Origin of the sequence: Paenibacillus sp. FSL H7-0323, from assembly GCF_038002725.1 — a bacterium.
GTDB lineage: Bacteria > Bacillota > Bacilli > Paenibacillales > Paenibacillaceae > Paenibacillus_AQ > Paenibacillus_AQ odorifer.
On the sequence record NZ_JBBODB010000001.1, the window covers coordinates 754,974 to 774,423 of the forward strand.

At 46.5% G+C, this 19,450-nt stretch carries 16 protein-coding genes; 15 read left to right on the forward strand and 1 reads right to left on the reverse strand.

From position 1 onward, the window contains the following. Positions 1 to 133 precede the first annotated feature (133 nt). From MHH89_RS03555 to MHH89_RS03575, 5 genes are all read left to right on the forward strand, one after another. Entirely contained in the window at positions 134 to 2,950 is a 2,817-nt protein-coding gene (locus MHH89_RS03555) for a calcium-translocating P-type ATPase, SERCA-type (protein WP_341086352.1), read from the forward strand. A 137-nt stretch (positions 2,951 to 3,087) separates the two neighbouring features. Continuing rightward, positions 3,088 to 3,924: a diaminopimelate epimerase gene (gene dapF / locus MHH89_RS03560; protein ID WP_341086354.1), complete on the forward strand. Its 837-nt coding sequence runs from the start codon at positions 3,088 to 3,090 to the stop codon at positions 3,922 to 3,924. Positions 3,925 to 4,071: 147 nt separating this feature from the next. Continuing rightward, positions 4,072 to 5,733 carry a spore germination protein gene (locus MHH89_RS03565; protein WP_076280822.1) on the forward strand — a complete coding sequence of 554 codons (1,662 nt, stop codon included), beginning with the start codon at positions 4,072 to 4,074 and terminating at the stop codon, positions 5,731 to 5,733. Next, positions 5,651 to 6,937, forward strand: coding sequence for a Ger(x)C family spore germination protein (locus MHH89_RS03570; RefSeq protein ID WP_081383232.1), 1,287 nt, complete (start codon positions 5,651 to 5,653; stop codon positions 6,935 to 6,937). Before MHH89_RS03565 ends, MHH89_RS03570 begins: the two co-directional genes overlap by 83 nt. A gap of 22 nt (positions 6,938 to 6,959) precedes the next feature. Continuing rightward, positions 6,960 to 8,060, forward strand: coding sequence for a GerAB/ArcD/ProY family transporter (locus MHH89_RS03575; protein ID WP_076129140.1), 1,101 nt, complete (start codon positions 6,960 to 6,962; stop codon positions 8,058 to 8,060). Here the strand turns inward: MHH89_RS03575 and MHH89_RS03580 are convergent. Next, complete coding sequence (locus tag MHH89_RS03580; protein ID WP_036686181.1) at positions 8,033 to 8,290, reverse strand: hypothetical protein; 258 nt, start codon at positions 8,288 to 8,290, stop codon at positions 8,033 to 8,035. The genes MHH89_RS03575 and MHH89_RS03580 overlap by 28 nt on opposite strands. 185 nt (positions 8,291 to 8,475) lie before the next feature. On the opposite strand from MHH89_RS03580, the gene MHH89_RS03585 reads away from it, so the two are divergent. From MHH89_RS03585 to rsmB, 10 genes are all read left to right on the forward strand, one after another. Next, the gene (locus tag MHH89_RS03585; RefSeq protein ID WP_076189877.1) at positions 8,476 to 10,344 is read left to right on the forward strand and encodes a bifunctional homocysteine S-methyltransferase/methylenetetrahydrofolate reductase; all 1,869 of its coding nucleotides are present in this window, start codon (positions 8,476 to 8,478) and stop codon (positions 10,342 to 10,344) included. 38 nt (positions 10,345 to 10,382) lie between these two features. Further along, positions 10,383 to 11,276 (forward strand): YicC/YloC family endoribonuclease, encoded by an 894-nt coding sequence (locus MHH89_RS03590; RefSeq protein WP_076129143.1) that lies wholly within the window; start codon positions 10,383 to 10,385, stop codon positions 11,274 to 11,276. Between the two features lie 48 nt (positions 11,277 to 11,324). Then, entirely contained in the window at positions 11,325 to 11,585 is a 261-nt protein-coding gene (gene remA / locus MHH89_RS03595) for an extracellular matrix/biofilm regulator RemA (RefSeq protein ID WP_006209218.1), read from the forward strand. 19 nt (positions 11,586 to 11,604) lie between these two features. Continuing rightward, positions 11,605 to 12,174, forward strand: coding sequence for a guanylate kinase (gene gmk / locus MHH89_RS03600; protein ID WP_076129144.1), 570 nt, complete (start codon positions 11,605 to 11,607; stop codon positions 12,172 to 12,174). Between the two features lie 51 nt (positions 12,175 to 12,225). Next, on the forward strand, positions 12,226 to 12,426 hold the full coding sequence (gene rpoZ / locus MHH89_RS03605; protein ID WP_036686188.1) for a DNA-directed RNA polymerase subunit omega: 201 nt from the start codon (positions 12,226 to 12,228) through the stop codon (positions 12,424 to 12,426). Positions 12,427 to 12,642: 216 nt separating this feature from the next. Then, the gene (gene coaBC, locus MHH89_RS03610) at positions 12,643 to 13,878 is read left to right on the forward strand and encodes a bifunctional phosphopantothenoylcysteine decarboxylase/phosphopantothenate--cysteine ligase CoaBC (protein WP_076310396.1); all 1,236 of its coding nucleotides are present in this window, start codon (positions 12,643 to 12,645) and stop codon (positions 13,876 to 13,878) included. Then, complete coding sequence (priA, locus tag MHH89_RS03615; protein WP_341086356.1) at positions 13,878 to 16,409, forward strand: primosomal protein N'; 2,532 nt, start codon at positions 13,878 to 13,880, stop codon at positions 16,407 to 16,409. Before coaBC ends, priA begins: the two co-directional genes overlap by 1 nt. A gap of 85 nt (positions 16,410 to 16,494) precedes the next feature. Further along, positions 16,495 to 16,974, forward strand: coding sequence for a peptide deformylase (gene def / locus MHH89_RS03620; protein WP_036686193.1), 480 nt, complete (start codon positions 16,495 to 16,497; stop codon positions 16,972 to 16,974). A 5-nt stretch (positions 16,975 to 16,979) separates the two neighbouring features. Then, complete coding sequence (fmt, locus tag MHH89_RS03625) at positions 16,980 to 17,915, forward strand: methionyl-tRNA formyltransferase (protein WP_076280359.1); 936 nt, start codon at positions 16,980 to 16,982, stop codon at positions 17,913 to 17,915. Between the two features lie 152 nt (positions 17,916 to 18,067). Next, entirely contained in the window at positions 18,068 to 19,384 is a 1,317-nt protein-coding gene (rsmB, locus tag MHH89_RS03630) for a 16S rRNA (cytosine(967)-C(5))-methyltransferase RsmB (protein ID WP_254847643.1), read from the forward strand. Positions 19,385 to 19,450 lie beyond the last annotated feature (66 nt).

Consider the following 19,450-nt stretch of genomic DNA (forward strand, 5'->3'; position numbering starts at 1 on the left):
TAGGACATTCGCGCAAAAGGGGAATTGGATAGGGGTGATATTATTGGACGACCTTGAATACATTTGTCATGAACAGGTGGAAAAGCTGTGCGCCGCCGGAAGTAAAGAAACGACCGGGAGGGAAAGAAAAGTCATGGAACAAAACAGTTGGCACCGTCTCGGTGCAGAAGAGCTGCAGAAAATGTTCAATGTCCAGCCAAGGACGGGCCTCAGTGATGAGGAAGCCGCGGAGAGACGAAAGGAGAACGGGTACAACGAGCTGTCGGAAGGAAAGACAGTATCTCCGTTTACCCTGCTGTTGAACCAGTTCAAGGATTTCATGGTGCTTGTGCTCATGGGTGCAACGCTTGTATCCGGGTTGCTAGGCGAATACTTGGATGCCATCACGATCATCGCGATTATCCTACTGAATGGAGCGCTTGGATTTGTTCAGGAGTTTCGCGCCGAACGTTCGCTCAGAGCTTTAAAGCAGCTCTCCGCACCTTCTGCGAAAGTGCTACGTGGAGGGAATTGCGAGATTATCCCAGCCAAGCTGTTGGTGCCAGGCGATATTGTCTTGCTGGAGAGTGGTGATCGGATTCCTGCTGATGTACGTTGGTTGGAATGCAGTGCTCTATATGTGGAAGAATCCGCACTTACTGGGGAATCATTGCCTGTTTCGAAGCATTCGGAAGCGATCCGTGCAGAAGAGATTCCGCTTGGTGATCAGAAGAATTTAGGCTTCATGGGCACTATGGTAACCAGAGGAACAGGGAGAGCTGTTGTAATCCGTACCGGTATGAATACGGAAATGGGTAAGATAGCAGATCTAATCCAAAATACGGATTCTCAGGAAACACCTTTGCAGCACCGGCTTGAGCAACTAGGAAAGATTCTGATCTACGTATCTCTGGGATTGACAATTGTAGTTGTGGCAGCAGGTATTCTGCATGGACAGCCTGCCACCTCCATGTTCTTGGCTGGTGTGAGCTTGGCAGTTGCCGCGATTCCGGAAGGGCTCCCCGCTATTGTAACTATTGCGCTTGCGCTAGGTGTGCAGCGGATGATCAAACGCAAAGCTATCGTTCGTAAATTGCCGTCAGTGGAAACGCTGGGCTGTGCCTCGGTAATCTGTTCAGACAAGACAGGAACTTTAACGCAGAATAAAATGACGGTGACCCGATTATGGACGGGTGGACGTGGTCTTGAGGTAACAGGCGAAGGGTATGCTCCAAATGGACAGGTTCTGGAGAAAGGTAAAGCAGTGGATCTAAAACATGATCAAAGCTTACGGCGGATGTTGCAGGTCGGCGCATTATGCAGCAACGCGGAAATCATCGAGACCTTCCAGTCTGAAGTGCGAGGCAAACGCAAAGGGAAGGATAAGGATGCTATTCTTGAAAAGTCTGCAGACAACACTTCCGTTTGGGAACTGAAGGGCGACCCGACTGAAGGAGCACTCGTGGCACTGTCAGGAAAGATGGGTCTGACCGCTCAGACGCTTGCTGTAACCTACACTCGTGAACAGGAATTTCCGTTTGATTCTGAACGGAAGCTGATGTCTGTGATCGTAGGCCATCCTGGAGGACGGATGGTATGTACAAAAGGTGCGCCCGATGTACTGCTCAATCGCTGCTCATACATGCTTTGGGAGGGCGGTGTTGTGCCTTGTACGCCGACTTTGCGGCAAAAGGTGCTTGATGCCAATGAGCAGATGGCTTCTGGAGCCCTTCGTGTGCTAGGTATGGCTTACCGGGATATGCGTCCAAATGAACATGTGAATAGTGAAAAGGATGCGGAGAATCAATTAGTCTTTATTGGTTTGGCTGGAATGATTGATCCGCCACGTCGTGAAGTCCGCGATGCCATCAGCGTCACACGCCGGGCCGGGATTAAGACGGTTATGATTACCGGTGACCATGGAACAACTGCCGAGGCTATTGCTCACCAGCTGGGAATTCTGCAGCGTGGTGGAACGGTGCTGACAGGTGCTCAGTTAACCCGGATGGATGATGATGAGCTGGATAAGGTATCGGACAATGTGTATGTATTCGCCCGCGTATCTCCAGAGCATAAGCTTCGGATCGTTAAATCGCTACAACGTCATGGTCACGTAGTGGCTATGACCGGAGATGGAGTGAATGACGCTCCAGCCATTAAGGCTGCGGATATCGGAATAGCCATGGGTATCACAGGCACAGATGTGACCAAGGAAGCATCATCACTTGTTCTCGGAGATGATAACTTCTCTACGATCGTTGCTGCCATCGAAGAAGGCAGAAACATCTATGAGAATATTCGTAAATTCATTCGTTATTTGTTGGCATCCAATGTAGGAGAAATTCTGACAATGTTCTTTGCCATGATGCTCGCTCTGCCATTGCCACTCGTTCCCATTCAAATCCTTTGGGTCAATCTGGTGACAGACGGACTGCCAGCGATGGCCCTTGGCGTGGATCAGCCCGAGAAGGATTTGATGGAGCATAAACCGCGTGGTGCGAAAGAGAATATTTTTGCCCGCCGCTTAGGCTGGAAAATTATAAGCCGTGGACTGTTAATTGGCTTATGTACGCTAGGAGCATTTTGGCTAACTTTACGTATAGCACCAGACAATCCTGCACAATTGATTCGGGCACAGTCGGTGGCTTTTGCGACACTCGTTATGGCACAGTTGATCCACGTCTTCGATTGCCGCAGCTCGCGCTCAGTGTTCCACCGCAATCCGTTCCAGAATAAGTATCTAGTACTTGCCGTATTGTCATCAGTCTTACTGATGCTGGCCGTAATGTACGTGCCTGTGCTCCAGCCTGTCTTCAAAACAGTGCCGCTCAATTTCCGCGAATGGTGTCTGGTGTTTGTAACAGCGGGGATCCCAACCTTCTTGATGGGTGCCGGCAGTGTTTGGGGCGGCAAACGTAATCGTGGACGCAGCGGCAGTACGATGATAAAAAGTACAAAAATTTCAGCATAAAGTCAATACTAATGCTCCATTCCTAAAGGTATACTTGTTGCAGTTAACCGCTCATATGCTTGCGAAATGCTAAATTACACAGAACCTTAAGCTTAAGCGAATGCTAACATAATATAACCTTTAGGAGTGGACTTTTAATGGAATTTACAAAAATGCACGGCCTCGGTAATGACTTCATCGTTGTTTTCGGAGAGCAAGAGCTGCCAAGTAATGCAGCGGAGCTTGCTGTAACCCTATGCAACCGGTTCTTTGGAATCGGTGCTGACGGACTGGTATATATCCTTCCTTCTGAGCGTGGCGATTTCATGATGCGTATTATGAATTCTGATGGTTCGGAGGCGGAGCAGTGCGGAAATGCCATTCGCTGTGTCTCTAAATATGTATATGACCACGGACTGGTAAGCTCAGAGCAGATTGTAATAGAAACGATTGGTGCCGGAGAACAAAAGGTTACATTAAACGTGAAAGACGGTGTTGTGGAGACTGTAACCGTAGATATGGGCGAACCTGTATTGTCCGGTCTGCAAATTCCAGTATCTATTGATGCAGAGCCAGTGCTCTATCAGCCGATTGAAGCGGACGGAACCGAATTTACGTTCACAGCGGTATCCATGGGAAATCCTCATTGCGTGATTTACGTAGAAGATGCAGTGAATTTTGATCTTGCCACATGGGGACCTAAGCTTGAGGTACATCCTTTGTTCCCGAGAAAGGTGAACGTTGAATTCGCAACGGTGCTTGATCGGGGTAGAGTGGATATGCGCGTATGGGAACGTGGAGCAGGACCTACGCTTGCCTGTGGCACTGGAGCCTGTGCAACCCTTGTCTCCTCTGTGCTGAACGATCTTACAGACCGGGCAGCTTGGATTAGTCTAAAGGGCGGCGATCTCTATGTTGAATGGAATGAAGAGGATAATCATGTGTATATGACTGGACCTGCTGAGGTCGTATTCACGGGCAGTGTAGCAATATAAAAAAATAACAAAAAAGGCAGTCCAAGAGCGCATTCTTGGACTGCCTTTTTTGTGTTTCTAACCTGATGTGACTTTAAGCAGCCGAATAATGGAAGGAGTAACCGAGAATAATACTACAATGTTTATGAAAAAAAGGAGGGGAGCTTGTTGAACATCAACGGGTTAACTAAAAGAAATAAATCCGGTAAGGGACAGCAAGCAGACCCGGCGGGTTCAGGTTCTGGAGCCAGATTAACCATTCATCTGGAGCAGACACTAAACAATATCATTACCGAGCTGGGAGATAGTCCGGATCTTAGAATCCGCCAGGTAAAGCTTGGTGAGCAATCCTTTGTTGAGGCTGCTGCGGTACATCTTAATGGTCTAGCTAAGACAGAAACCGTTAATCAATTTGTAATGGGTTCATTGCTCTCTATTACGGATGAGATGCTCAAGGAAAGTAATACTGCAGCAAATAATCTGAATGACCTCATCTTAAACCGTGCCCTGGAAATAGGTGAAGCGCAGCTGCAGGAGGATTGGAACGAGGTGCTGCTCGGAATTCTTTCTGGGAAGACACTGATTCTCATTGAAGGTTATGACAGTGGCATCATGTGTGAGACTGAAGGAGGGGAAGCTCGTTCTGTCACCGAACCCTCGACTCAGCTAGTTGTGCGTGGTCCAAAGGATAGTTTTGTTGAATCTTTGGCTACGAATGTCTCATTAATACGCAGAAGAATAAGATCACCCAAACTAAGGCTCGAGCATGTGAAGATCGGGTCGGTAACTCAGACCGATGTGGCTTTAATGTACATCAAGGATACTGCGGACGAGAAGCTGGTTGAAGAAGCTAGAAAACGGCTGCAACAGATTAATGTAGATGCCATCATGGAATCCGGTTATATCGAAGAGCTGATTCAGGATAAGACCTTTACCCCTTTTCCAACGATCAATAACAGCGAGCGGCCAGACGTGGCTGCAACGAATCTGTTAGAAGGGAGGGTAGTGATTGTCGTTGATGGCACCCCCTTTGTATTGATTTTGCCTGCGGTTTTCACTCTTTTTTTTCAGTCAGCTTCGGATTATGCGCAAAGGTTCGATATTGCTATTCTGATGCGAATTATTCGGTATATCAGTTTTATCGTGCTTATTCTAGGGCCTTCCGTGTATATAGCTTTGACGACGTTTCATTATGAGATGATCCCTACGACTTTGCTGATCAACCTGTTATCGCAACGAGAAAATGTGCCTTTCCCCGCTTTTGTCGAAGCTATTCTAATGGAAGGTGCGTTTGAGATCATCCGGGAAGCGGGAGTAAGAATGCCACGTGCAGTTGGGCAGACCGTATCTGTAGTAGGTGCTCTGATTCTTGGTCAGGCCGTGGTAGAGGCTGGAATTATTACGCCCGTTATGGTGATTGTGGTCGCGTTGACCGGGATTGCGAGCTTTGCCATTCCAGCGTATAACATGGCGATTGCGGGCAGAATTATCCGCTTTGGTTTTTTGATATTGGCCGGTATGTTTGGTTTTTACGGGATTACATTGGGTTTAATCGTACTGGTTGCACATATGAACAGTCTGCGGACTTTTGGCGTTCCTTATTTGTCTCCAATCGTGCCTTTGTCATCTAGAGGTCAGAAGGATGCCGTCTTAAGGTTGCCTTTGTGGGCGCTTGGCACAGCAGAACCAGCTCCTGCTACTGCGCAGCAAGGGAACATTTCAGAAGGGAAGGAGATCACAACCGGACATGAACAGAACCTATCTCCAAAAATTCTTGATAAGACTAAAGGGACACAGTCGCATAAGAAAGGAAAGCAAGATTCTGAGTAAATGCAATTTTTTCTTAGCAGGACTTTTACCTTGCGTATTGATCTGTCTTAGTCTCACAGGCTGCTGGGATAGTGTGGAATTAAACAGAAGAGCCATCGTTTCGGGTGTGTCCATAGATAGAGGACCTACAGAAGAAGAGAAATATGTAGTATCCTTTCAGGTTATCGTTGCTGACGAAATCTCTGGGAAGAACGCTAGAGGGACTTCACCTGTTTCGGTATATAAAGGTAGCGGCCGCTCTATGTTTGAAGCATTAGCCAATGCCTCACGTCAGACTGCACGTTTTTTGTCTTTAGGACATATTCGGGTGGTCATCATTTCCGAGAAGTTCGCGCAAGAAGGTATCAAGGATATCATGGATGTGCTGGAAAGGGAAAGTGAAACCCGGCTGACAAGCCTGATTTTTATTTCCAAGGGACAGCCTGCTAGTGAATGTATGACGACTATGACCGTGTTCGGAAGAATTCCATCCAATGATTTGGTGGAAAAGCTGCAGACGACCTCCAAGCAATTCGGATATAACTATCGGATGGAAGTGGATGATATTATCCGGGGGATACAGGTTCCTGGTGGGGGGCCAGTGATCAATGGCGTGCTAGTGACTGGAGATTTGGAGCAGAGGGAAAGTAATGATAATTTAAAAAAAATAAGACCGGAGGCCATAATAAAAGTTACAGGTCTTGCAGCTTTTAAAGAAGACAAGCTTAAAGGGTGGCTGCAAGGGGAGGAGGCGATCGGTACCGTTTTGCTTAAGAATAAAATCTCTCAGATGCCGGTACTGGTCTCGATAGGTGAGAATGATTATATATCGTTTAATGTGTATTTATCACAGGTACATATCCACGCTGATGCGAAAGACATAGAGCATCCTATCTTCACGATTAACGTCACTCAGCAGGCTGGATTAAAGGAATCGCCCAATGGCTTGGATCTAACAGATCCGACGGTGTTAAATAATCTTTCGAAGCTTTTGGAAAAGAATATTAAAGAACAGATTCGCGCTGCCATAACAACTGCCCGTTCGTTAAAAAGTGATTATCTAGGTTTTGGTGAAGCAGCAGAAAGAGCTAATCCACGTGGCTGGAAACAAGTAAAAGATCATTGGGACCGTATATTTGAAACCTGCCAGATTAATATCAATACGGATGCTGTGATCAGGCATACGGATATGCGGAGTGATTCCTTTCAGTCCAAGTATAAGTAATGACGATAAAGGAGGAGCAGTTATGGGAAAAATAAAAATAGGACTACTCCAATTTTTCACGTTGACTTTGTTGTTTGAACTTGGAACAGCACTGGTAGTGAATCTTGGGATGGAGTCTGGTAAAGATGCGTGGATATCCATACTGCTCGGAAATTTGATCGGTTTGATTATTTTTTCGGGGTACACTTATTTATACAGAAAGTTTCCGGATCTCCCCTTAACGGCATATACCCGCAAGCTGCTGGGAAGATCCTTAGGTACGGTGATTTCCGTTCTCTACATTATTCTTTTTCTCAATTTAGCGGGTCGTGATTTACGGGATGGCAGTTCCATGCTGGTTATGGCTACTATGCACCGCACACCGTTGTTTATCATATCTACATTGATGATCTTATCTTCTGCGTATGTTTTGCATAAAGGAGTAGAGGTGTTATCCCGAACTTCATTGGTATTCGCAACTCTCGTAATGCTGATAGGTATATTTTGCTCGATTATGCTGATGTTATCGGGCTCCATTAATTTGAATCGATTGCTTCCTGTTTTTGAGAATGGGTTCCAGCCTGTGATCGAATCTGTCATTCGCCAGAACTATATGTTCCCTTTTGGTGAAATGATTTGTTTTACCATGCTAATGCCCTATCTGAACAATGTTAAAAAAGGTCCTTGGGTCATCGGAGCAGGGATATTTGTTTCAGGTTTGCTCTTAAGTCTGACTATGATGCTGAATATCTCCGTGCTGGGCACAGATATTGTGAAACGTTCACCCCTCCCTCTGATGCCCACGATTAGCAAGATTTCAATCTCTGATTTTATTCAACGTGTGGATATTCTAGTAGTTATGGTGCTGATTATCGGCGTTTTTTTCAAAATGTCAGTGTTTTTTGCGGCGGCACTTATAGGAATTTCCGAATTGTTCAAAATTCCTTACCGGAGAATGGTCTATCCCTGTGCTCTGATCATTCTGTTCAGCTCGATGTTGAACGCGCGGAGCTTTACTGAACATATTAATGAGGGAGGGAGATTGTTATATACGATTTTCCCCTTCTTTATGGTGTTGATCCCTGTAATTCTTGTCATTGTTGCGGCGATAAGAAGTCATCTTTCCCCGCCACGTTCTGGTTGATGTCCTGTTTTCCAGTAGTAGATATCGGGGATGAACAAGCAGAGCAGCAAAATACAAGCCGTTGCTTTCTCAGAGGCGGTATAGAATAGATAATTAAGGATATAGCCGACGTTACCCAGCCCATAGCCATACAGCCAATCTAGCAAATAAATATACAATAAGCAGAGAGTGGCTAGCAGTAAAGTTACAGCGTATTTTCGGATCAGAAACTTTCTTGTTTTTTTCTTCAAAGTATTCTCTCCTTTATGGAAATATCAGCATTAACGTTAGTATGAAGCTTTTTATAGATGAACATGCATGGTGGATATTTTGGGCTAAATGCATTTCTTTTGGAAAGCTTATCATCCATACCGATTTATGTTACATTAGTATGAAACTAAAGTTAGAAACTAATGTGGCAGGGGAGGATCTTGTTGTGAAGCCGGATTTACGTTCCGCATGGGGAAATAAAGTATTAGTCGGAGACGGAGCGATGGGCACCTACTTATATCAGAAGGGTTTCCCGGTCGGCATTTCCTATGAAGAATTGAATTTGACCTCTCCGGGGGTAATCGAAGATGTTCACCGCAGCTATATTGAGGCAGGGGCAGTGCTGCTGGAGAGCAACACCTTCTCGGCGAACTATGACAGGCTCTCTAAATATGGTCTAGAATCTAAGGTTGAGGAAATCAATCGAGCCGGGGTTAGAATCGCTCGCCGGGCTGCTGGAGATCATGGGTATGTATTAGGAGCTGTAGGATCTATTCGCGCGGGCAAACGTGCGAATCTCTCTTCCACAGAGCTGAAAAAATATTTTACACAGCAGATTGCTGCATTGTTAGAAGAGGACGTAGATGGCATTATGCTGGAAACCTTCTACGATGTTGAGGAACTGCATTTAGCTCTAAGAACGCTCCGCAAGATCAGCTCGCTTCCTGTAGTTTGCCAATTAGCTGTCGATGAAACAGCACGCACATTAGATGGATTAACTTTGCCGGAAGCTTTTCGTATCCTGGAAAGCGATGGTGCTGATGTTATCGGATTTAACTGTAACACAGGCCCGAACGGAATGAAGCGGGCGCTCAAAGCTGTACAAGGGAGTCTGGTTTTGCCAGCTTCTGTGTATCCAAATGCGGGTGTAGCGGATTATGTAGACGGAGAATACCGGTACGGGGCTTCTCCAGAATATTTTGGGCAAATGGCGCAGACTTTTGCGGAGATGGGCTGCCGGATAATCGGTGGTTGCTGTGGTACAACTCCGCAGCATATCGCAGAAATCTCGTCTGCACTGAAGAATTATGTACCGCAACCGCTTCCTAAACCGTTGCCACCTACTGTGGAGCGTGTATCGCTGCAAGATAATTTTGGCGATGATGGTAGAGAGGGTAGAGAGCCGAACCTGGTTGATCTGGTAAAGGAACGACATACGGTTATTGTTGAGCTTGATCCACCTCGTGAATTGGATATCGCAAAGTTTATGCAGGGTGCAGAAGCGCTAAGAAGAGCAGGCGCGGATGCGTTGACACTCGCCGACAACTCTCTGGCTGTTACACGGATGAGCAATATGGCGTTGGGGCATTTGGTGCACGCTAAAACCGGACTTCGTCCGCTAGTGCATATTGCTTGCCGGGATCGTAATTTGATTGGTACTCAATCCCATTTGATGGGTTTTGATGCGCTTGGAATTGATCATGTGCTGGCCGTAACAGGTGATCCTGCGAAATTTGGAGATCTTCCCGGCTCAAGCTCGGTTTATGATTTAACTTCTTTTGAGATAATTAGAATGATCAAGCAGCTGAATGACGGGATTTCCTTCTCAGGTAAACCTTTGAAACAGAAAGCGAATTTTGTAATCGGAGCTGCGTTTAACCCGAATGTTAAACATTTGGATAAGGCAGTGCAACGTCTGGAGAAGAAAATCGCCTCTGGTGCCGACTATATTATGACCCAGCCTGTCTATGATCAGGAACTTATCGTGAAGATAGCTGAGGCAACAGCACATCTGGAAATCCCTGTATTCATTGGGGTTATGCCACTGGCAAGCGGACGAAATGCAGAGTTTCTGCATAATGAGGTTCCCGGTATTCAGCTTACGGACGATGTCCGCAACCGCATGAAGGGACTTGAAGGGGAAGCTGGAAGAGCAGAAGGTGTCGCTATCGCTAAGGAACTGTTAGATGTTGCTACTGCACATTTTAATGGGATCTATCTGATGACTCCGTTCATGTTCTACGATATGAGTGCACAGCTAATGGAGTATGTGTGGGAGAAATCAGGACGCAAATTGTCCCCCTTGTTTCGCTAGTAATAATCAATTACAATAGTGTAATGGATGTGATTCCGTTGTCATTTAGCATGACCGGATACGGTCAATCGTCCCTGCAATTCGGCGGCTACAAGATTATGTTCGAAGTGAAATCGGTGAATCACCGGTACTGCGAAGTTGTACTGCGGATGCCCCGGGATTGGACGGGTTATGAGGATGTGTTGAGAAGAAAGGTTCAGCAGCACATCAAACGGGGAAGAATAGATGTTACCATCAATAGAGAGCACGATGAGTCGACTGTTAGACCGGTTCTGAATCACTCTGCTGTAATGACCTATCTAAAGGCAGCAGAGCAGCTTAAGAATGAATATGGTTTGAGTGGTGAGTTGACTTTACGTGATATACTTTCTATACCCGGTATTATGGACAGCAAAGACGAGGCTGCGGGTGCCGTGTCTGCGACATTAGAAGACTACTCCGAAGTATTGGAGGCGGGACTTGAGCAGTGTTTGCAGTCTCTGCTGGAGATGCGCGCCCGTGAAGGAAGTTTTCTAGCCGCTGATATTGAACAGCGCCTGAACCATCTTGAGAACATGCATGCTGAAATGGTTGAACTTGCACCTGTCGTAATCATTGAATATCGAGAGAAACTTCGACATCGATTAAATGAACTAAATGATGGGACGTTCGCTTTTGATGAGCATAAATTTGGGATGGAGATCGCTATTTTTGCAGATCGCTGTAATATTGATGAAGAGTTGACCCGGTTGTATAGTCATTTCGAGCAATGCAGAGCCCTCCTGAAGGGGAAAGGACCGGTAGGACGCAAACTGGATTTTCTCATTCAGGAGATGAACCGTGAGACGAATACAATCGGATCGAAATGCAATCATCTAACTCTCGTGGGTCTTGTGCTAGATATGAAAGCAGAACTGGAGAAGATTCGAGAACAAGCTGCGAACATAGAGTAATCGGGAATAGGTAATAGCATAGAACTTTATGGGGGGAACTACCGGAACATGGCAATCAAACTTATTAACATTGGCTTTGGAAATATTGTGTCTGCCAACCGCATTATTTCTATCGTCAGTCCGGAATCTGCACCAATCAAACGTATTATCCAGGAGGCACGTGATCGGCATATGTTGATCGACGCCACCTATGGCCGACGGACTCGTGCCGTAATCATTACAGATAGTGATCATGTCATCCTATCGGCTGTACAGCCGGAGACTGTGGCGCATCGCTTATCCAGTAAAGATGACGACAACGACGAATAACAACTAAATGGAGTGTATTATGTCAAAAGGATTGCTCATCATATTATCCGGACCTTCCGGCGTAGGTAAAGGTACTGTTTGTACAGCACTACGTCCGAAGATGCCCGAACTTGTCTACTCAGTTTCTGCTACTACTCGCAGTCCGCGTGCGGGTGAGGAAGATGGCGTCAACTATTTTTTCAAAAGCAAAGATGAATTTATGGCAATGATCGAAGCCGATCAATTGCTTGAATACGCGGAGTACGTAGGTAATTATTACGGTACTCCACGTGATTTTGTGGAGAGAACTCTCAATAGCGGCAAAGACATTATTCTCGAAATTGAGGTTCAAGGCGCTCTCAAAGTTAAAGAGAAATTTCCTGAAGGGATTTTTGTGTTCCTTCTTCCTCCATCCATGGACGAGTTGAAGGACCGTATTCGCGGACGGGGTACTGAGCATCCAGATGTGATCGATCACCGCATGACTGTAGCGGAGGATGAGATCAACTTAATGCAGCATTATGATTATGCTGTTGTGAATGATGAGATTGATCTGGCTTGTAAGAGAATAGAAAGCATTATTATCGCCGAACATTGTAAAGTCAGATAATTTATGCTGAAGGTCAAATGTATTAACAGTAAACTATGAAGAGGTGTCCCAGTGCTATATCCATCCATTGATGAAATGATGACTAAGGTTGACAGTAAGTATTCGCTCGTTGTCGCTGCTGCACGTCGTGCTAGACAATTGCGTGAGGGTGGCAAGACAGATGTGAAGAATCCTAGATCGCATAAATTTGTTGGTGTTGCTCTTGAGGAAATTTACGAAGATCGCATTACTCTAACCCGCGGTGAAGAGTAGTCTCAAGCATAAGTAATAATGACCTATTGTAGAAACGGATGCCGCCTATTTGTTTTGAGGCGCTGCCGTTTCTTCTTGGGTTATGGAGCATTTACGGGTCTTAAATTTATGATGAAAGCCCAGAACCGGGCTCTTTATGACAACCGGAAGGTTGTTATTTTTTTCTCGTCGTAAAGATAGCCATTCGTTGTAAGAGTAGGGAACAGGGGGGAGATCATGTTGAAGAGCTTGAAGGGGAAGACTATTTTACTTGGGATCACAGGAGGAATTGCTGCTTATAAAGCGGCGTCCTTGACCAGTAAGCTTGTCCAAAAAGGTGCCGAGGTCCATGTCATTATGACAGCTTCGGCGAAGCAGTTCATTACAGAATTAACTCTACAGTCACTATCGAAGCAACGAGTATACAGCGATACATTCCAGGAGAGAGATCCATCCTCCATTTCACATATTGATCTGGCAGATGCTGCGGATCTTGTGCTGGTAGCACCCGCGACCGCAAATATGATTGCCAAAATGGCGCACGGGATCGCCGATGATATGTTATCTACAACGCTGCTAGCTACTACGGCTCCTATTATGGTTGCACCAGCTATGAATGTTCATATGTATCAGCATCCAGCTGTACTTAATAATTTGAATATTCTCGCTAGTCGGGGCATTCAATTTATTGAGCCTGGTGAAGGACTGCTGGCATGTGGATACGTTGGCAAAGGTCGGCTAGAAGAGCCAGAGGCTATTGTGAGTGTGGTTGAGAATTTTTTTGCACATCAAACAAGCGTCGCATCCAAACCTCTTGTGGGTAAAAAAATCGTCATCACAGCGGGTGGAACGGTAGAACGCATTGATCCAGTACGTTATATCTCCAATGATTCATCAGGTAAAATGGGCTTCGCATTAGCACGTGCTGCGCGCGCAATGGGAGCTGAGGTAACGTTGATTGCTGCGCGTACAGATGAGGCTCCTCCACAGGATCCAGAGATTTCAGTCATTCGTGTTCAATCTGCACAGGATATGTATGAAGCAGTTACCGCACAGTGGGACAGCTGCGACATTATGATCAAGGCGGCGGCTGTTTCGGATTACCGTCCGAAGCATAGTGAGCCTTCTAAGATTAAAAAAAGCGGAGAGACGATGACACTTGAGCTTGTGAAGACAACGGATATTCTGGAAACACTCGGTAAGAACAAAAACAAGCAGTTTTTGGTTGGCTTTGCTGCGGAAACGGGCAATACGGAATTTTATGCTAAGGACAAGCTGGTCCGCAAAAACTGCGATCTCATCGTTGCTAACAATGTAGCGGCTGCAGGAGCCGGATTTGGAGCGGATACGAATATCGTTTCGATATATGATGTGAATGGATTGGTGCTTGAATTGCCACAATTGTCGAAGGATGAGGTTGCTCGTCGTTTGCTGACGCTCGTGGCAGAGCGAATTACTGGAGCTTCATTATAATGGATATCGCCAAGGTCATTGTGGATGTGCCTGTACGCAGCACTGACCGGCCATTTGATTATAGTATTCCAGAATCCCTGAAATTATGGATTGAAGTGGGCAGTCGGGTAGCCGTTCCGTTTGGGCACCGGACAGTCCAAGGTTTTGTAGTTTCTTTAGAATCCGGCGAGACCCTAGTGAGTCCTAGCCTAAAGCCAATCCAAGAAGTATTGGATCTGCTTCCGCCTTTATCTCCTGAATTAGTTGAGCTTGCGGACTGGATGAGTAAAAGATATGCATGTAGACGAATTTCAGCACTGCAGGCGATGTTGCCCACCGCTCTAAAAGGGAAGGCAGAACGGCTGATTTCACTTGGAGATGTGCAGGAAGAGACAGCATTTCCAGAGGAAGAATTGTTCCCAATGTTTGCGGACACAGGGGATGAGGAACGGCTAATCACAGAATTTATTGGACGTAGTGGCGAAGTTTCCATGAAGCAGCTTACTCGTGCATTTCCTGAGGCTGCTGAGACGGTGAAGTTCATGCTGCGGCGTGGAGTACTTATAGAGAGTCAATCCATTAAGGATAAAATGGGCAAGAAAAAGCTCAAGGCAGTCGATCTGGCGATAGGTGTCACTGCTGCCCGTGAGGCTTTAAACAAATTTCCGAAAAAATCAGCACGCCAGAAGGAAGTTCTGAGCTTTTTAGTTGATATGGAAGCTACACTCCCCATGGCCTTTAAAGAAGTTTTGTCTGCACTCCAAGTAACGGCAAGTACTGTAAAGGCCTTGGAGGAAAAAGGATTTATCGAGATCAGTGAAATTGAAGTCTATCGCGATCCTTATCAAGGGCGAGATTTTAAACCTACCGCACCTCTACCGCTCACAGCGGAACAAGAGGTCGTATATACAAGGATTTCTCGAACCGTAGAAGAGCAGCTTCACGAAGTATTTCTGCTTCATGGCGTTACGGGTAGTGGTAAGACAGAGATCTATTTGCAGTGTATTAAACGTTGTTTAGATCAGGGTAGACAGGCTGTTGTTCTTGTTCCAGAGATTGCTTTAACGCCACAAATGGTGGAGCGGTTTAAGGGACGGTTCGGCAGCGGGGTCGCGGTTATGCATAGCCGGCTGTCTGTTGGTGAGCGATACGATGAGTGGCGTAAAATCCGTGAAGGAAAGGCCACAGTCGCTGTAGGCGCAAGATCGGCCGTGTTTGCTCCTTTCTCCAACTTAGGGCTGATTATTATGGATGAAGAACATGAGACCTCTTATAAACAGGAGGAGAATCCGAAATATCATGCCCGTGATGCTGCTATTCGTAGAGCGGAGCAGTGTGGGGCAGCTGTGATTCTTGGATCTGCCACGCCTTCGCTGGAAAGCTATCATGCTGCAAGATCGCAGAGTGATATTCATTTTTCACCGGTACTGCTGGAGATGCCTACCCGTGCGCTTGGAAATGAACTTCCAAAGGTGAACGTAGTAGACATGCGGGAAGAGCTTAAAGAAGGCAACCGTTCGATGTTCAGCCGAAAGCTTCATTCAGCACTGGAAGAGAGGCTGGAACGCGGAGAACAGACGGTGCTGCTGCTTAACCGTAGAGGTTTCTCAACCTTTGTCATGTGTCGTAGCTGTGGTTACGTAGCCGGTTGTCCAGAATGTGATATCTCACTAACATATCATAGCCGTAGTGACAATTTGCGTTGTCATTATTGTGGCCATGCTGAACCAGCACCTAAGCTTTGTCCGGAGTGTGGGAGTGAGCATATCCGGTTTTTCGGAACGGGTACACAGCGTGTGGAAGAAGAGCTTGGTAAGCTGTTCCCAGGCATAAGAGTGATTCGAATGGATGTGGACACAACAACAGAAAAAGGCTCACATGAGAAGCTGCTGAACCAATTCCGGGACAAAAAAGCGGATGTTCTCCTGGGGACTCAGATGGTAGCAAAGGGACTGGATTTTCCAGATGTCACTCTTGTTGGTGTAATCACAGCAGATTCAGCGTTGAACCTGCCCGATTTTCGCGCAGCAGAGAAGACATTCCAATTGCTTACACAAGTTGCAGGCAGAGCAGGCCGGCATCAGCTTCCAGGCGAAGTGGTCGTTCAGTCCTATACGCCAGAGCATTATTCCATTATTCATGCCAGCGGACATGACTATCTCTCTTTTGTACGTGAAGAGCTGAAGCATCGTAGAGGCCTCCATTATCCGCCGTATTGCAGACTCATCCTGGTCACATTGTCTCATGAACAGCTGCCGCTTCTACTGCGGATGGCAGAGAATTATGCTCTGAATCTTCAAGGAAAAGCCAGACAGCTAAGATGGTATGGAAGTCTCGATAAGCTAACCAGTGATGTGTTAGATCTGTTGGGTCCTGTGGCTTCACCTATCCCTCGATTAAAGGGTAGATATAGATTCCAGTGTATGATAAAATGGCGCGGCGCCATCGATGTAATTGGACTTGTCCGCCAAGTGGCTGAAGAGTTAGAGGATTCTGTACGGGATACTGGTCTTCAGATCAGCATTGATGTGGATCCGCAGATGTTGATGTAAATCCGTATCATGTTACAATGTAAAAAAAGAGCTTTATCAATTGACTTTAAATATAGAAATGTTCAGAACGGGAAGGTGTTTTGTAATGGCTATACGTTTGATCGTTAAGGAACCGGATGAAGTATTGCACAAAAAAGCTAAAGAAGTAGCTGTAGTTACTCCTAATGTTAAAAAATTGCTGGATGATATGGCACATACGATGTATGACGCTGAAGGAGTAGGGCTGGCGGCACCCCAAGTCGGAATTTTGAAACGTCTAATTGTGGTGGATGCGGATGAAGAGCATGGATTGATCAAAATGATTAACCCTGAAATCATCAGCATGGAAGGTGAACAGCTAGGGCCAGAAGGATGTCTTAGTATTCCTGGCTTGAATGGTGATGTACGCCGTGCGGAGACTGTAACTGTACGTGGCCTTAACCGTGAGGGAAAAGAGATTACGATAACCGGCAGTGGTTTACTTGCCCGGGCTTTTCAGCATGAGATTGACCATTTGAATGGAGTTCTGTTTACAGATATCGCTGAAAAAGTGTACGAGATGACTGCTAACGAGACTGAGGAGTGAGGAATATGAAGATTGTTTTCATGGGAACTCCAGCCTTTGCGGTGCCAAGCTTGCAAATGCTGGTAGATGAAGGCTATGAAGTTGTAGCTGTCATCACCCAACCGGATCGTCCGCAGGGGAGAAAAAAGATCTTGGCTCCTTCACCAGTTAAGGAAGCCGCATTAGCTCTCGGATTACCTGTGCTTCAGCCTGAACGCATGCGTCGTCCTGAGGCAGTCGCTGAGCTGGCTGCATATGAGCCGGATTTGATCGTCACGGCTGCTTATGGTCAAATTTTGCCTAAAGCTGTGTTGGACTTACCGCGGAATGGTTGTGTGAATGTACACGGTTCGTTGCTTCCTAAATATCGGGGAGGTGCTCCGATTCAGCGTAGTATCATCAATGGTGAGAAAGTGACCGGCGTTACTTTGATGTATATGGCGGAAGGGCTGGATACCGGTGACATGATCTCTCGTGTCGAAGTGGCTATTGAGGCTGAAGATACCTCTGGAACTCTTTTTGAGAAGCTAAGCCTAGCGGGACGAGATCTGTTAAAGTCTGAAATGCCACGTTTAGTGAGTGGAAAAGTTCAAGCTGTTCAGCAAGACGATAGTGAGGCAACTTATGCTCCTAACCTTAATCGCGAGGATGAACGTTTGGATTGGAACGCGAGCTCGCGTGATAACTATAATCGAATTCGTGGATTAGTTCCTTTTTCCGGTGCATTTACGCTCTGGAATGGTGAGACCTTTAAAGCTTGGGCTTCTAAACTGCCTGTAGAGCTGAAAGCAAGCGATAGTGCTCCAGGAACGGTGCTTTCTGTAACCGAGCAAGGTGTCGAAGTGAAAACAGGTGACGGAAGTCTGCTGCTGACAACGGTTCAACCTGCTGGCAAAAAAGCAATGAGTGCGGCCGATTTTAGCCGTGGTGCTGTTATGAAGCCAGGGACGGTGTTAGGTTGAGCGGCGGTGGAAATGGTGTTGGCCGATCAGCAGTAAATCCTAACGCTGGGAAGAGACAGGGGAACAATTCCAAAGCAGTTGGCAACAACGGCAGAGCTGGCAATAAGGGTAAGGTTGCCCCTGCTTCTGCCCGGGAAATCGCGCTTGATATAATGGTTAAAGTTGAACAGCAAGGTGCATATAGCAATTTGCTGCTCAACAGCAGTCTACAGAAGGCGACACTTAGCAAAGAAGATGCCGGACTGGTCACAGAACTTGTTTATGGCTCTATTTCGCGGATGAACACCTTGGATTATGTGCTTGAAGGATTTGTTAGTAAAGGGATAGCTAAACTACAGCCATGGGTCCGTAATTTACTGCGGTTAAGTTTATATCAAATTATGTATCTGGATCGTATACCGTCCCATGCAGCTGTAAATGAGGCTGTTAATATAGCGAAGAAAAAAGGCCACCAGGGAATCTCAGGGATGGTTAACGGTGTGCTGCGCAGTGTGTTGCGCGCTGGTGATCTACCGGTTCTGCCTGAGGGGCTGAGTCAAGCGCAGCGGATATCGATATTATACTCACATCCGTTGTGGTTAGTGGAACGTTGGATTACCGAGTACGGTGTCGACACGGCGGAAGCGATTTGTGCATCTAATAATGAGCCGCCTGCGGTCAGCGTACGTGTGAATACAACGATGATCAGTCGTGAAGCTCTGCTGAACCAGATGATTGAACAAGGTCTGCAAGCTTCAGCATCTGAGGTTAGTCCCTATGGCATTGTTGTGAAAGGCGGCGGAAACCTGGCGCTCACCTCTTGGTATCGTGATGGATATCTCTCCGTTCAGGATGAGAGTTCTATGCTAGTAGCTGAAGCGGTAGCTCCGGAGCCTGGGATGAGGGTGCTTGACTGCTGCGCTGCTCCGGGGGGCAAAACAGCACATATGGGCGAGCTCATGAAAGATGAAGGATCAATTTACGCTAATGATCTGCATTTGCATAAAGCGAAATTGATCTCAGATCAAGCAGAACGTTTAGGTCTTGATTGCGTATCTACAGGCAGTGCAGATGCGCTGGAGCTGGAGCACACTTTAGAGCATCAATCCTTTGATAGAATTCTTCTCGACGCACCTTGTTCTGGACTCGGCGTAATTCGCCGTAAGCCAGACCTCAAATGGCGTAAGCAGCCGGAAGATGTGGCTAGCGTAGCGTCATTGCAACGGGAATTGCTGCAGTCGGTCTCTAAACTGTTGAAACCGGGTGGCATTCTGGTATATAGTACCTGTACTACTGAACAAGCGGAAAATAGTGAAGTAGTAGCTGACTTTTTGAAGCAGAATCCTGACTTCACCGCTGTAACTTTTGCCTCCCCATTATGGGACAGGCTGGAGGGTACTGCGCTGGCTGAGGGTGAGGGAATTCAGCTGCTGCCTCATCATTATGGGAGCGACGGGTTCTATATTTCCAAGCTGCAGAGAGTCTTGTAATATAGCAAATTTTCTGACAATTGTAGTATCCTCCGCCCGCCGGGCTACCGTACGGCGGGCGTTTTC